Below are 14,332 nucleotides of genomic sequence, written 5' to 3'. Positions count from 1 at the left end.
CCGCCCGAATGCCGACCAGTCTGGATTATCGCCCCACTAGGGCTGGCAACGACCGGATCGTCGCCCAGAAATTATAAAGTACGTACAATGATGTACTGGTACCTGGTTTCATCCTGCCCGGCGCACCAATTATTTCCAATGGGTTGGCTATTGGTCTCCAGCCCCTGAAATGTTCGGGTAGCACCGGCTAGCGCGCATTGCTTGTCGATCCGGGCTGGCCTTTTCCACGGCTTCCCTTGGCGGCGACGCCATTGGTCATATCCCAACGGAGCGTTAGCGATCGAGCAACGAGGGTAGTTCGCTTTCCTCGAGGCCGCCGTCGCGCCCCACATAGCGCTGTTGAAGGCAGCGCCGAGGAGTGGGAGCGGATGCTTTCCTTGGTTGGCTGCAGCAAGCTCTCACCATTCTGCCGCAAAAACGGCCTCGGCCTCCGACGGCGACATGATCACCCTATGGAAGCTCATCGTCATCCCATTGGGCTTTCCGTCATCGCGGGTGGAGACCATCACGATCGGGCGCGGCTCCGGCGATCGTTCTGAGATGCGGGGATCGCCTTCATCCTCCCCGACAGGTCCCCGCACCGAGGCGGGGACCTGTCGGGAGCCGGCTCGTCACCAACCTTGTTCGACAGGCATGACGAACAGCTCGGCGACATCGACATGAGCCGGGGCCTCGGCCGCGAAGACGATCGTGTCGCCGATATCCTCTCCTTGAAGGAAGGTCATCTGGCCCGACAGCTCGTCCATCTGCTGGCGATAGCCGGGATCCGTGATGTGGTCGTAGAGTTCGGTGGCGACCGCGCCGGGCTGAATGCAGGTCACGCGGATATTGTGCTTCTGGCCGACCTCCATCCGCAGGCCGTCGGAGAAGGCCGCGACAGCATGCTTGGTGGCGCAGTAGACCGCGAGACCCTTGAAAACCTTGCGGCCTGCGATCGAGGACATATTGAAGATATGGCCAGAACGCTGCTTGATCATCTCGGGAAGAACGGCGGCCGTGGTGTTGAGCAGGCCCTTCACGTTCACGTCCACCATCCGGTGCCATTCGTCGACCTTGAACTGGTCGATATCGGAGAGCGGCATAAGGCCGGCATTGTTGACGAGGATGTCGATCGCGCCATAGGCATCGACGAGCTTCTTGACGCCCGCTTCGATCGAGGCCGGGTCGACGACATCCATCTCGATGACCTGAGCTTCACCGCCCTTGGCTTCGATCTGCCTCTTGAGACCCTCGAGCTTCTCGATGCGGCGAGCAGCGATACCGACTTTGGCACCTGCTTCGGCGAGTCTTGCAGCGGTCGCAGCGCCGATGCCGCTCGATGCGCCGGTCACCAGGGCGATCTTTCCGTTAAGGTTGGTCATTGTCTTCACTCCTTGTCTTGAGATCAGCGCCGCTGTCGACGCTTAGTCTCACAGGGAGGGAACTAAGCCTTTCTTTCCCGGCCTTCTCACGGACCCTTGCTCGACCTGTCGCGATCTTGCTCGAATTGCATCAGCCGAAACCTTAGCCACGGCGATAGTGGCTTGGCGGCAGACCGGTCTCGCGCCGGAAGACCTGGGCGAAGTGGCTCGGGCTCGAATAGCCCACGGACGTGCCGATCTCGATAATGCTCAAATCCGTCTCCTGCAGAAGCTGCTGCGCCTTCGCAATGCGCTGGCGGATGAGATGGCGGGACGGCGAAAGCCCTGTCGCCTTCTTGAACAGACGGCTGAAGTGGAACGCGCTCATGCCGACTGCTTCCGCCAGATGCGCGAGACTGAACGGCTCCGCCAGATGTTCTTCGAGATGCGCAACCGCCCGCCGAAGCTTGAAGCCGGGCAGCGCGTTATGCCTGTCGTCGCTTGTCTCGCCCGAGGCGTAGGTCCGGATCAGGTGGACCGCAAGGCTCTGGGCAAGGCCTTGGATGAACAGGTGGCTTCCCTTGCCTCCGGCAGTAAGCTCCTGACGGATCAGGGCCAGAAGGTGTGACAGCTGCTCGTCCTTGCCGCCGGATATGTCGCGCAGTACCGGAGGAGCGACGCGGCCGAGCACCTCGCAGGCGACACGCTCGAACAGCGGGACAGACAGATAAAGGTGCATGACCTGGAAAGGGTCGGCGCCTGTCGATCGCCACCGCATCTCATAGGGTGTCGGGGAACGGGTCAGGAAGAAGTCGTCGACTCCGACGTGACTGGCGAGCCATTCTCCCTGCAAGTCTCGTTCTTCGACGATGGCTTGCCCGGACATGATCCAGACGATCAGTGGTTCCGCGACAGCCGGTACGAGAAACGGTTCCTGATTGTCGTTCCGGGAGTAGACCTGCACGAACAGGTCGGCCCATGCCGGACCGTCGCCGCTCACCAGAGTGCGGCCAGCGACATATTCCCCGAGAGCACGGGGGGAAGTCCGATCCGGTGGCGCTTCGTCTGGGAGAGACACGGGTGACGCAACGGGGAGCCTGTCTCCGGCCCGGTTGGCTCCGGAAAGGTGTGCTCCCGGCTCGTCAGAATCTACTGTCTTCATGACAAATACCGCGTGTCTCAGGTCAGCCGGCATGTCCCACGCGCCACGGCCCGCAGCACGTCGTCCGGCGGCGGCCGTTGCAACGCCGACGCGTCCGCTCCGTTCGCAGGCATCCGGACCTCAATCCCCCCGATAGTGATAAATTATCTCCACGGGCCGGAGAAGGCGTGGCGTCTGGCCCGCGACAAGTGCCGGATGGCGGGGTCAGGGCAACAACGCCGTAAGGCGGACCCTGAGCTGATCTGGAAAGAGAGCCGTACAAGCCCTCTTTCTCCCCATCGCGCCGAGCGGAACTCTACATTTCATTCAGGGTTCTGCGAGTCGGGGGCGGGCCCGAGCCTCGATACAGCCGACCAGTTCGGCGGCTGCCTGCTCACTCCCAGTTCCGTACCCGAGCCTGCGGGCGGACAGGTGACGAGGTGCCTGTAAGATCGACCGCGGGTAGCGCACCCCGTTCGAAATGAGGAGAACGGACATGACCGAACTCGTCACCTGCCTGTGGTTCGACCACGGCGAAGCGAAGAAGGCAGCGGAATTCTACGCCACGGTCTTTCCCGACAGCCGGGTCGGGCGGGTGAATGCGGCCGCGGCTGACTATCCCGGCGGCAGGGAGGGCAGCGAGCTGACCGTGGAGTTCACCGTGCTCGGCCGCAAGTTCGTCGGCCTCAACGGCGGCCCGAACTTCACGCCGAACGAGTCCGTTTCCTTCATGGTCATCCCCGAGGACCAGGAAGAAACCGACCGATACTGGAATGCGATCGTCGGCAATGGCGGCAAGGAAAGCGCCTGCGGCTGGTGCAAGGACCGCTGGGGCCATTCGTGGCAGATCACGCCGAGGCTGCTGCTCGACCTAACGACGGGTTCCGACCGAGGCAAGGCGAAACGTGTCTTCGATGCGATGCTGACGATGGGGAAGATCGACATCGCCACGCTCGAGGCGGCGGCGAGAGGCCCATGAGCGTGAGGCGATCCCCCGCGACGCCCCTGGCGATGCCGATCCGTTCATGGTTTCACGGGGCCTGCCAGGGTCTCTGGCCGAAGGCGGGAGCGCCGGAGTGTCAGATCTGATCCGAGCCAGGCAGAACGACGGGCGGCGGCCACCGTATCGCGCACGCGCCGGGGCGCCGGCCGGTCGGCACCCCGCCACAGGATGCGCGCAGCGTAACCGTGTCCTGGACACGTCAGCCATTGCCCCGTAGCGCCGAGACGAGCGGCAACCGTGTCGCGGCGAAGGCGGGCAGTGCACCGCCTACGCATCCTATGAGGATGGCGAGGGCCCCGGCCTGGAGCATGGCGAGGGGCGTGACGCTGAGCTGGAAGGCGAGTTGCGTGTCGTTGGCCCCAAGCGTCGAGGCCTGCCAGCCGTCGAGGATCGCCCAGGATGCGAAGGCGCCGAGCACGCCTCCGGCAAGCGAGAGCAGCGCCGCTTCAGTGAAGGTCGCGGTGAAGGCCGCCAGGCGGCTGAAGCCGAGGACGCGAAGCGTTGCGATCTCGACCGAACGGTCCGAGACCGAGCTCATCATCGTGTTGAGCGCGCCGGCCGTCGCGCCGACCGCCATCAGGAGGGCGATCGGCCAGCCGAAGAGGGTGACGAGACGCTCCGTCCGCGCGGACTGCCCCGCCAGGAATTCGGCCTCGGAAACGGCGATCAGCGGTGTCGTCGATGTCGACTGCAACGCGGCCTGAAGCGCTGCAAGCCCGACCGGCCCGGCAAGCCGGACGCGCAGCGTCTGGATCTCGCCCAGGCGGTCGAAGGACGAGCGGACAACGTCGAGGTCGGCCCAGATCTCGGACTCCGCGATGCCCCCGTCGGCCGAGAGGATGCCCGCGACGGTCCATTCGACCGGGCCGAGGCGGATCTGCTGCCCCGGCGCGAGGCCGCCGAGATCGCGGGCGAGGCGGACGCCGACCACGATGTCACGCGACCCCGGCGCAAAGGATCGGCCGTCACTCATCGACGTGCTCGAGCGCAGGGCCGGGCCTGCCGCCTCCATGCCCCGGAGCGCGATCATCCGCGGCGTGCCGTCCGCGCCCGTCGCCTCCACCGGAACGACGATCTCGCGCGAGAGAAGGAGGCGTCCGGCCGGGTCGCTCGCGATGCCGCCGGACGTGCCGGCCGCCTGGATGCTGCGGGCGGCTTCCGGGGGGATGCTGGAGCCGACCTCCTGGGTGCCGCCGCCGCCGAGGATGATGGCGACATCGGGCGACCCGCCGGCGCCGAGCGTCTGGCGAAGCCCGTCCGCCATGGACAGAAAGCCGATCAGCACGGCGACGACGAGGGCGACCGAGAGGACCATGGAGAGCGAGATCGCGGTCCGGCGCGGCAGGCTGGCGAGCGAGGCTCGAGTGAGGACGAGCATTTGGCGTGGAATGGTGGACACGGGATCACCTCGACTTCAGGGCGTTGGCGATGGGAATCCGCACGGCTTGTGCCGCGGGTACGAGACCCGCAAAGAGGCCGAGAGCGAGGAGGATGAGGACGGCCTTCGCCAGCGCCAACGGCGGCAGGGCGAGTCCGAGTTCGGCGCCGAGGAGGAGCGAGCCGGCCTTGGCGAGGCCGAGGCCCGCAAGCCCTCCGACGAGGAAAACGAAGAGCGTCTCGCCCAGCACCAGCGCCATGACCCGGCGCGGCGAGAAGCCCAGCACCTTGAGGACGCCGATCTCGAAGGTCCGCTCGCGGATCGCGAAGGCCATGGTGTTGACCACGATCATCAGGATCGTGACGAAGGCGGCCGATGTGACGAGGGTCACGATCAGGCCGAAATCGGCGATCTGGCGGATCAGTGCCTCGAGGAACGCCTTCTCCGACTGCGTCCGCGTCGGAGCCGCGGAGCTTGCGAACATCGCGTCGATCCTGGCGGCGAGGACGCCTGGCGACACGCCGGGGCGCGGCACGACGACGATGCCGTCGACCGTGTCCCGGTCCCCGGCTCTGGCGGCGTTCAGATAGTCGTAGCGGGCCAGCATGAAGTGGGTGTCGACGTCGGCCCGCGCGCCGTCGAAGATCCCGGCGATCTCGAAGCTCCAGGTCCTCGCGCCGTCCGCCCGCATCGTCTGGAAGGGCGTAAGGGCGACGCGCCGGCCGACGCTCCAGCCCATGGTCTCTGCCAGCGCCCGGCCGACCAGCACCCGGTCGCGCGCCCCCGCCAGCGCGGCGAGGAGATCCGTCGTCAGCCCAAGCTCGTCGCCCATCGCCGCGGCCATGGCCGCGGGATCGACGGCGCTGGCGACGACGACGTTCCGCTCCGTCTCGACGAAGCCGCGGATGCGGGCGGAATAGGCGGCGGACGCGACGTCGGGATCGGCGGCGATGCGGGCGAAATGGCTGAGCGGCAGAGGCTGTGCCCGGCCGCTGCGGCTGGCGACGACGAGGCGGCTCTCGTCCGCGCCTCCCGACCCTTGCAAGCCCGCGAGAAAGCCCGCGCCGAGGCCGTGGATGAGGAAGGCGACGGCTACGCAGAGCATCATCAGGACGGTACGCAGCGGCCTGCGCCAGGCGTTCAGCCGCATGAGACGAAAGAAGCTCATTGCACGGCTCCTTCCCCGATCCCGGACGCGTCCCGGAAGACGCCCTTGTCGAGATGGAGCGTTCGCCGGGCGGCCGAGGCGGCGGCGGGATCGTGCGTCACCATAACGATGGTCTTGCCGAGGTCACGGTTGAGAAGGCCGAGCATCTCCAGCGCCTCGTCAGCGGAGCGGCGGTCGAGATCGCCGGTCGGCTCGTCGCAGAGGAGGAGCGCGGGGTCGCCGACGATCGCACGCGCTATGCCGACACGTTGCTGCTGTCCGCCGGACATCTGGCGCGGATAGTGCCTCGCCCGCCCGGACAGACCGACGAGGTCGAGAACGGTCTCGACGCGTTCGCGCCGCTCCCGGCGGGAGAGATCTTTCAGGAGGAGCGGCAGCTCGACGTTCTCGGCCGCCGTCAGCATCGGAAGGAGATTGTAGAACTGGAAGACGATGCCGAGGGTCTGCGTCCGCCAGCCGGCCCGGTTCCCTTCGCCCATCGCGCCGATGTCGCATCCGTCGATCGCGACCCGGCCGGCGTCGACGCCGTCGAGACCGGCGAGGAGGTTGAGCAGCGTCGACTTTCCGGATCCTGACGGACCCATGATGGCAACGAAGTCGCCGCGGGGAATGGTCAGCGAGAGATCGGAGAAGATCGCGATCCTGTCCTTGCCCTTGCCGAAGCTCTTGGTGACGCCCGTCAGGGCGATGAAGGGGCTATTCTCGGCGTCCATCTTGTCAGTGTCCTTGGCTGGTGGCGGCGGCGTTGACGGCGGCATCCGTCTCGATGCGGACCCGCACGGCCATGGCAGGGCGGATGCCGGGCGGCGGCGCGAGAGGCGACAGGCGCAGCGTGACGGTCCCCCGCTCGGCCGAGGCGACGGGCGCTATCCGGACGATCTCGACGGCGAAGGGATGGTCGGGGATAGCCGTCGAGCACCGCCTCGCCGCGAAGGGCGGGCCGCATGGCGGCGATGGCGGTCTCGGCGATGTCGACGTCGATGCCGAGACGGTCCGGGTCGGTGATCGTGAAGAGCGGGGCGTCGCCGCGTGCGTCGAGCTGGGCGAGGACGGTCTCGCCGAGACGCGCGCCCCGGGCCGTCACGATGCCTGCGATGGGGGCGGTGATGGTGAGTTCGGAGACGGCCTGTCGCCCCCGGTCGAGAGCGAGGTCGGCCTCGGCCACATCCTGCACGCCCTGGTCGACGAGGTTGGCCGCCCGCCTGGCCGCGCTGTCGGCATCGATCGCCATCTGCGCGTTGACGGCACCGCTCCTCGCCAGCCCCGCCAAGCGCCGGGCGGCGGTTTGCGCCTCGTCCTGATCGAGGCGGCGGGCGGCGAGGACGAGCCGCGCGCGGTCCCGTGCGAGTTCAGCCGCCTGCTGCGCGAAGCTCGTTTCGGGATCGTCGAGCCGCAGGAGGACCTGACCCGCCGTCACGACAGTGCCGACATCTGCAGCAAGCCAGGCGATCGTGCCGCCGCGCCGGGGATGGACCCTGGCCTCCGCAAGCGCGACGACATGGCCGGAGCCGGTGACGACGGACGCGGCGGGAGGCGGCGGGGGAACGGGAGTTCCAGTTGCCGCGAAATCCGTCAGCGCCGTCCTCGTTGCCCGAGAGGAGCCCGATGCATCCGACGGCGAGGCACCGATGGCACTCCAGTCGGATGTGTCGAGGACCGTGTCGAACCGGACTCCGGACAGGATAGGGACGGCCGCGACGCCCATCGCGACGAGCGCGAGAACGCCGAGCACGGGAAGGGCCCATCCGCCGCGACGCACCCGCGGACGGGAGCCGGACGGGGCAGAGGTCAGGGAGAGAGCGTTCAGCTTCTCGAACAGGCGGGGGTCGGGATGGGCGTGAGCGTTCATGCCCCGACGATGGCCGGCGGTCCTCCACTGTTCGACCTCGAACAGGATCGAGGACGTCCGAGATCGCGATCAGGGTCGAGCGGCGCCCCCCGCTCGCGCGCGAAAGCTCAGGACGCGGCTGCGGTCGATCCCCTCCCCGGCGCGGAGGTCGCTTCGCCAGGGATGCTGCCGTTGGACTGCCGGTAGGCGCTCGGGCTCATGCCCGTGACGCGCAGGAACTCCCGGTTGAAGTTGGACTTCGTGCCGAAGCCTGATTCCAGCATCACGGTCGTCACCGGTTCGCGCGTCTCGACGAGGCGCTTTCGCGCCTCCGCCACCCGGTACTCGTTGACGATTTGCGAGACGTTGCGGCCATGGATGCGATTCAGCGCGGCCGATATCTGGCGGGCCGGGGTGCCGGCGCGGCGGGCGAGGCGTTCGAGCGTCAGGTCCGGGTCGCGGTAGAGATGGTGCTCGCGCATCAGGCGATCGATCCGCGCGACGATGGCGGCATCCTCCGGTGGTGGTCCGGCATCGATCCCCCCGTCGATCGTTGCCGTAGGCGATGCCGGCACGTCCTGTATGCCGTCCGGTTCGGATGCGGGGCGACTGCCTTCGGCGGCGGTCGCGGCATAGCCGGCGGCGGCGAGCCACAGGACGCCGGAGACCGTAAGGATCGTCCCGGCGAGCCGCCCGCCACCGAACGCGAGGTCGAGGGAGACGGCGGCATCGATGAAGGCGGTGGCGATGAGAAGCGAGCCGAGCGCGACGAGCGCTCGATGGGCGACATTTTCGTCGCCGATACGCGCCGCGACCAGCGCGCCCGGCCCGGCTCGGCTCATCCGCAGGAGCGCGATGCCGTAGCCGAGATAGACGGCGAAGAGCACGAGGTCGATCGGCTCGCGCCGGATGACGATGAGGACTGAAACGAGAAGGGCTGGTGCGAGATGCGGCCAGAGTCGGGCCGGGTCTGGCTTGCCGCTCCGGCGCAGATGGTCGAACGCGACGAAGGCGAGGGCGGGCAGAACGGCCGCGAGGATCGGCTGCACGAGCCGAACCGGATGCCAGCCGAGGCTCCAGTTCAGTCCGGACAGAGCCGCCTGAAGGGCGAAGGCGCCGACGAGCAACGGAAACAGGCCGAGCCTCCCGTCATCCTGCCGGCCCATGCGGACGAGGAGAAGGCACAGGACAAGGGAGATGACGAACGGCAACGGGATCGACGGCATGGCACGACGAATACCAAGACCGGTGCGTTTCGTCTCCCTTCAAGCGGGCGGTGCCGGTTACCCCGGCTGGTCAACGCGACGGATTGAGACCACATCAGCGCTGCCGCAAAGCACAGGGCCTGACGTTTCAGCAGTTCGCCGGCCGGAGCAGCATCACCTGGAGATTATCCCGCAAGGCGGTCCGAACTCAGGGCCGGCCACCGTGGCATCGTCGCTATCGCAGTGACTTTCGGAAGCGTCACAAGGATATCGCGAAAAACGCCAGGCCGATGGCGAGGAGGCTCAACAGCTCTGGCCAGATGACCTCTAGCCCCGCCCCGCGGAACATGATCGCCTGCGAGAGCGAGACGAAATGCGTGTCGGGCGCCAGCGCCATAAGCTGCCGAAGCCCACCCGGCATGTTCTCGATCGGCGTCAGCCCGCCGGCCAGGATCTGAAGCGGAAAGAGAACCAGCATGAGGAGCAGACCGAATTGCGGCATTGATCCGGCAATCGTCGCAAGCAGGATGCCGAGCGAGGTCGTCGCGAAGAGTTGCAGCGCCATGCCAAGCACGAAGAGCCAGAGCGAGCCCGCCACGGGGATGGCCAGCCACGTCTGCACCACCACAGTGATGGAAAGGCACGCCGCCACCAGCACCACCATCGCCATCGGCCAGATCTTGCCGAGCACGATCTCCACCGGCTTCACCGGCATGACGAGAAGGTGGTCGATCGTGCCGCGTTCGCGTTCGCGGATGAGGGCGGCGCCAGCCAGAATGACCGACAGCAGGGCGATGTTGTTGACGACCTCCATCAACCCGCTGAACCAGCCGAGATTAAGTTCCGGATTGAAGCGGGCGCGGAGTATCAGTTCCACCGGCGGGGTCGTGACGGCGCGGTAACGCTGCAGGAATTCTGCGACTTCGCCAGCGACGATCGCCTGGACATAGCCGGCGCCGGTAAAGGCCTGGGTCATGCGGGTCGCATCGACGTTGAGCTGCATGGTGGGCTCGCTGCCGGCCAGCAGGTCCCGCTGGAAGTGGGGCGGGATGACCAGCGCGAAGGTGTCGGTGCCTTCATCCATCCGCCGGTTCATCTCCGTCAGGGTGATCGCCCGCGGCGGATTGAAATAGGGCAGGTAGAATGCCGAGGCGACGCGTGCCGAAAGCGGCGAGACGTCTTCGTCCACGATCGATATCGGCGCCTTGTTGAGCGAGAACGGGGTCGCGACGGCCGACGCATATACCTGGATCGAGAACACCGCTGCGATCAGGACAAGGAGTGCCGGCGAGCGCAGCAGGCCCCATAATTCCTTGATACCCAGTCGCCAGATGGTGGCAATCCGCATGCTCAGCGTGCCTGCTTCTTGAGGAACAGAACGCTCAGGGCCAGTAGAACGGGGCCGGTGGCAAGCAGTGACAGGATCGGTGTGGTCAGGTCCCCGACGCCGAGCGCCTTGGAGAAGGTTCCGCGGGCGATGGTCACGAAGTGGGTCGCGGGGTTGAGCGCGCCGATGATTGCGGCCTCCCCTTCCATCGAGGCGACCGGGTCGATCATGCCGGAATACTGAACCGCCAGCACCATGGTCACGACGGTCGTCAGGAAGATCGCCGCGATCTGGCTGTTCATGAAGCTCGACACCAGGAGGCCGAGCCCCGTCGCGGCAATGACGTAGAGAAGACCTCCCAGAGCGTAGGCAGAAAGACTGCCTGTGAACGGAACGCGCTGGAGGAGGATGGCCGAAGCCGTCAGGGTGACGAGGTTCAACATCGCCAGTGCGACATAGGGAAGTTGCTTGCCGAGCAGGAATTCCAGACGCGTCACGGGCGTCACGTAGAGATTGACGATGGAACCGACGTCCTTTTCCCTGACGATCGAGAGCGTCGCCAGCATGGTCGGGATGAAGAGCAGGACGAGCGCTATGACCGCGGGGACCATGGCGATGAGGCTCTCGACGTTCGGATTGTAGCGAAAGCGCGTCTCCAGCCGGAAGTCGCTCGCCATCGCCTCGTCGCCTCGCGCCTCCCGTGCCTGGCGTTGCAGCCAGTGCGCATGCAGGCCCTCGACGTAGCCCTGGGCCGTCTCCGCGCGCGAGGGCATGGCGCCGTCGATCCACGCGCCGATCTCCACGTTCCGGCCGCGAGCCACCTCGCGCGCAAAGCCGGGCGGTATCTCGATGGCGAGGCTGAGTTCGCCGCTGCGCATCCTCCGGTCCATGTCGGCCGGGTCGAGTATCGGGGGCCGTTCGATGAAGTAGCGCGAGCCCGAGATGTCGAGCGTATAGTCCCGGCTCAAGGTCGTCTGGTCGTAGTCCAGGACGGCGAATGGCAGATCTTCGACATCCATGCTGATGCCGTAGCCGAGCACGAAGAGCAGCAGCAGGCTGCCAATGAGGGCGAAGGAAGCGCGGATCGGATCGCGACGCAGCTCCAGTGCCTCACGATGGGCATAACTCATGATCCGTCGAGGATCGAGGAAGCGGCTTCGGGCTGGTCCGGACTCGTGAGCAGCAGCATGGACGACCTTCGGCGAGGCGGAGTCCGCTCCCGGCCTGGTGGCCTGCGGGCCCTCCTCCCGATCGATCGCCTCCTTCAGATAAGTGACGAAAGCATCTTCCAGGTCGGCGCTGCCGCGCTTTCTTACGATTGCATCCGGCGTATCGCTGACGAGCACCTTGCCCGCATGCATCAGCGAGATGCGGTCGCAACGTTCCGCCTCGTTCATGAAATGGGTGGAGATGAAGATCGTCACGCCGTCCTGGCGGGAGAGGTCAGCAAAACTCTGCCACAGCGAATCGCGCGCGACGGGATCGACGCCGGAGGTCGGCTCGTCGAGGATCAGGATTTCGGGCGCGTGGATCATTGCCGCGGCGAGCGACAGGCGCTGGGTCACGCCGAGCGGCAGCGCGCCGGGCAATGCGTCGAGCACCTCCATGAGATCGAAGCGCTTGGCCATTTCCTGTATGCGCCCGGGAATACTGCCCGCCTGCATCTGGAAGAGCCGGGCGTGGAGGTCGAGATTCTGCCGGACGGTCAGCTCGGAATAGAGCGAGAAGGACTGCGACATGTATCCGACGCGTCGCCGCGTATCGATATCGTGCGGGTCGACCTCCTGGCCGAACAGCCGGGCCGTGCCGTCGCTGGCCGGCAGCAGTCCGGTCAGCATCTTCATGGTGGTGGTCTTGCCGCAGCCATTCGAGCCGAGGAAGCCGAAGATCTCGCCGCGCGGGATGCGGAAGCTGACATCGTCGACGGCCGTGAAACTGCCGAAGCGCATCGTCAGCCCCTCCGCCTCGATCGCGGGCCGGTCGCCATCGGCTTCCCGACGGGGGGGAATCTCGACCTTGCGATGCCGACTGCGCTTTGCCTCCGGCAGGAGCGCGATGAAGGCCTCGTCAAGCGAGGGCCTCCCGGTTTGCTCCCGCAGTTCTGCCGGGGTTCCGGATGCGAGCACGCGCCCTGCATCCATCGCGACGAGCCAGTCGAAATCGGCCGCCTCGTCCATGTAGGCGGTGGCGACGATGACGCCCATGCCGGGTCTGCCTGTCCGAATCTCGCCGATCAGCTCCCAGACCTGGCGGCGCGCGAGCGGATCCACGCCGGTCGTCGGCTCGTCGAGGATCAGGAGGTCGGGATCGTGGATCAGCGCGCAGCACAGGCCGAGCTTCTGCTTCATCCCGCCCGACAGCTTGCCCGCCGGGCGATCGGGAAACGGGTCCAGGCCCGTCGCGGCGAGGAGTTCGTGAATGCGCTGCGCACGCTCCTTCCGGGCATGGCCAAAGAGGCGGCCGAAGAAGTCGACGTTCTCGAAGACGGACAGCGTCGGATAGAGGTTCATGCCGAGCCCCTGCGGCATGTAGGCGATGCGCGGGCCGATCTCGCCGCGCTGGCGCGCGTTCCTCATGTCGGCGCCGAGCGCTTCGACTTCGCCCTGCTGCACCTTGCGCGCGCCGGCGATGAGCGACAGCAAGGTTGACTTGCCCACGCCGTCCGGACCGATCAGGCCCAGGATCTTACCCGACGGGAAGTCGATCGAGACCCCGTCGAGCGCACGCGTCTTCTTGAAGACGTGACTGACTGCCTTTACGCGCGCGGCACACGGCGGCGCGTCGCCGCTTCTGGCCGGGCCGTTCATTCGAGCAGTCCGGTGCGCAGGCTTTGCGGCCATTCGGCCGAGGGATCGATAAGCACATAGGCGATCCCCGGGAGGCCGGGCTTCACGTAGTCGGCATATTTCTGCAGCAGCTCCGGGGGAACGCGGACCTTCACCCGGAACATCAGTCCCTGCCGCTCTTCGGCGGTCTCGACCATGCGCGGCGTAAACTGCGCGACGTCGGAGAGGAACGAGACCTGTGCCGGAATGACCACGTCCGGGGCGGTGTCGAGCACGATGCGCGCCTCCGCGCCCATGGCAAGTCGGCCGGCGTCCACAGTCGAGAGGAAAACCGTCATGAAGACGTCCTCGAGGTCGATGAGGTTGAGCACGCGCCCACCGCCTGCGACCACCTCGCCCGGCTGCGCAACGAGGTATTGCACGCGGCCGCTCCGCGGCGCCCGCAAGGAGCTGTCGTCGATGTCGGCCTTGATGCGTTCGATGGCCGCCTCGGTCGCTTCGACCGTCGCATCCGCATCCACGATCCGCAGCTGGGCCGTCGAGACACCGGCCTCGGCGGCGGCAACCTGGGCGCGCGCGGCATTGAGCACGGCACGCGCGCCTTCGACACGGGCACGGTTGTCATCAACGACCTGCTGCGCAACGGCATTGCGGTCCACAAGCTGGCGCGAGCGATTGTACTGGCTTTCCGCCGAGCCCAGTTCGGCTTCCCGCTGCGCAACGACCGCGAGCGCCGCGGAGAGTTCGGCCTCGGCTTGTGCCACGCCGCTTTCGGCGACGTCCCTTCCAATCCGGCCGCGCCGATGCTGTGCCTGCGCCTCGCGCAACTGGGCTTCGAGCTGCTGCGTGTCGAGACGCGCCAACACATCGCCCGCCGCCACGGCTTCCCCCTCCTGAACCAGTATCTCCCTGATGCGGCCACCCGTGCGCGCGGCGATGTCGATGGCCACGGCTTCGATGCGGCCATTGCCCGAGGCCATGCCAGGCGGCAACGCGTCTTCCGCGACATACCGGGTGAGATACCAGCCCGCTGCGAGCGCGACGATGGCGGCCGCCAGCCAATACCACCGGCTTCGGGAGATCATTTTCAGTCGTTCCGGCATTCGCACAACTTACAGGCCGATCGTGCTGGACTCGCGACAGGTGCCTATGCGGT

Annotated in this window: 11 protein-coding genes; 1 reads left to right on the top strand and 10 read right to left on the bottom strand. The window is 66.8% G+C overall.

The window, feature by feature from the left end; all coding sequences use genetic code 11:
* Positions 1-611: 611 nt before the first annotated feature.
* Both GGR03_RS21085 and GGR03_RS21080 read right to left on the bottom strand, forming a co-directional pair.
* Complete coding sequence (locus tag GGR03_RS21085) at positions 612-1,361, bottom strand: SDR family oxidoreductase (protein ID WP_183210769.1); 750 nt, start codon at positions 1,359-1,361, stop codon at positions 612-614.
* A 142-nt stretch (positions 1,362-1,503) separates the two neighbouring features.
* Positions 1,504-2,502, bottom strand: coding sequence for a helix-turn-helix domain-containing protein (locus GGR03_RS21080; RefSeq protein WP_183210768.1), 999 nt, complete (start codon positions 2,500-2,502; stop codon positions 1,504-1,506).
* 475 nt (positions 2,503-2,977) lie between these two features.
* Between GGR03_RS21080 and GGR03_RS21075 the strand changes: the two genes are divergently transcribed.
* The gene (locus GGR03_RS21075; RefSeq protein ID WP_183210767.1) at positions 2,978-3,460 is read left to right on the top strand and encodes a VOC family protein; all 483 of its coding nucleotides are present in this window, start codon (positions 2,978-2,980) and stop codon (positions 3,458-3,460) included.
* Positions 3,461-3,683: 223 nt separating this feature from the next.
* On the opposite strand, the gene GGR03_RS21070 is transcribed toward GGR03_RS21075, so the two are convergent.
* From GGR03_RS21070 to GGR03_RS21035, 8 genes are all read right to left on the bottom strand, one after another.
* The gene (locus GGR03_RS21070) at positions 3,684-4,883 is read right to left on the bottom strand and encodes an ABC transporter permease (protein WP_183210766.1); all 1,200 of its coding nucleotides are present in this window, start codon (positions 4,881-4,883) and stop codon (positions 3,684-3,686) included.
* A gap of 4 nt (positions 4,884-4,887) precedes the next feature.
* Positions 4,888-6,030: an ABC transporter permease gene (locus GGR03_RS21065; RefSeq protein ID WP_183210765.1), complete on the bottom strand. Its 1,143-nt coding sequence runs from the start codon at positions 6,028-6,030 to the stop codon at positions 4,888-4,890.
* Positions 6,027-6,743, bottom strand: a complete 717-nt coding sequence (locus GGR03_RS21060; protein ID WP_183210764.1) for an ABC transporter ATP-binding protein — start codon at positions 6,741-6,743, stop codon at positions 6,027-6,029. The genes GGR03_RS21065 and GGR03_RS21060 overlap by 4 nt, the downstream gene beginning before the upstream one ends.
* Positions 6,710-7,879 carry an efflux RND transporter periplasmic adaptor subunit gene (locus GGR03_RS21055; RefSeq protein ID WP_183210763.1) on the bottom strand — a complete coding sequence of 390 codons (1,170 nt, stop codon included), beginning with the start codon at positions 7,877-7,879 and terminating at the stop codon, positions 6,710-6,712. The genes GGR03_RS21060 and GGR03_RS21055 overlap by 34 nt, the downstream gene beginning before the upstream one ends.
* A gap of 107 nt (positions 7,880-7,986) precedes the next feature.
* Positions 7,987-9,084, bottom strand: a complete 1,098-nt coding sequence (locus tag GGR03_RS21050; RefSeq protein WP_183210762.1) for a helix-turn-helix domain-containing protein — start codon at positions 9,082-9,084, stop codon at positions 7,987-7,989.
* Between the two features lie 238 nt (positions 9,085-9,322).
* The gene (locus tag GGR03_RS21045; RefSeq protein ID WP_183210761.1) at positions 9,323-10,411 is read right to left on the bottom strand and encodes an ABC transporter permease; all 1,089 of its coding nucleotides are present in this window, start codon (positions 10,409-10,411) and stop codon (positions 9,323-9,325) included.
* A 2-nt stretch (positions 10,412-10,413) separates the two neighbouring features.
* Complete coding sequence (gene rbbA / locus GGR03_RS21040; protein WP_183210760.1) at positions 10,414-13,197, bottom strand: ribosome-associated ATPase/putative transporter RbbA; 2,784 nt, start codon at positions 13,195-13,197, stop codon at positions 10,414-10,416.
* On the bottom strand, positions 13,194-14,279 hold the full coding sequence (locus GGR03_RS21035; RefSeq protein WP_246368374.1) for an HlyD family secretion protein: 1,086 nt from the start codon (positions 14,277-14,279) through the stop codon (positions 13,194-13,196). The genes rbbA and GGR03_RS21035 overlap by 4 nt, the downstream gene beginning before the upstream one ends.
* Positions 14,280-14,332 lie beyond the last annotated feature (53 nt).

It is taken from the genome of Aurantimonas endophytica (genome assembly GCF_014196845.1).
Taxonomy (GTDB): domain Bacteria; phylum Pseudomonadota; class Alphaproteobacteria; order Rhizobiales; family Rhizobiaceae; genus Aurantimonas; species Aurantimonas endophytica.
The sequence above is the reverse complement of the archived record's forward strand: the minus strand, read 5'-3'. Positions and strand labels throughout refer to the sequence as shown.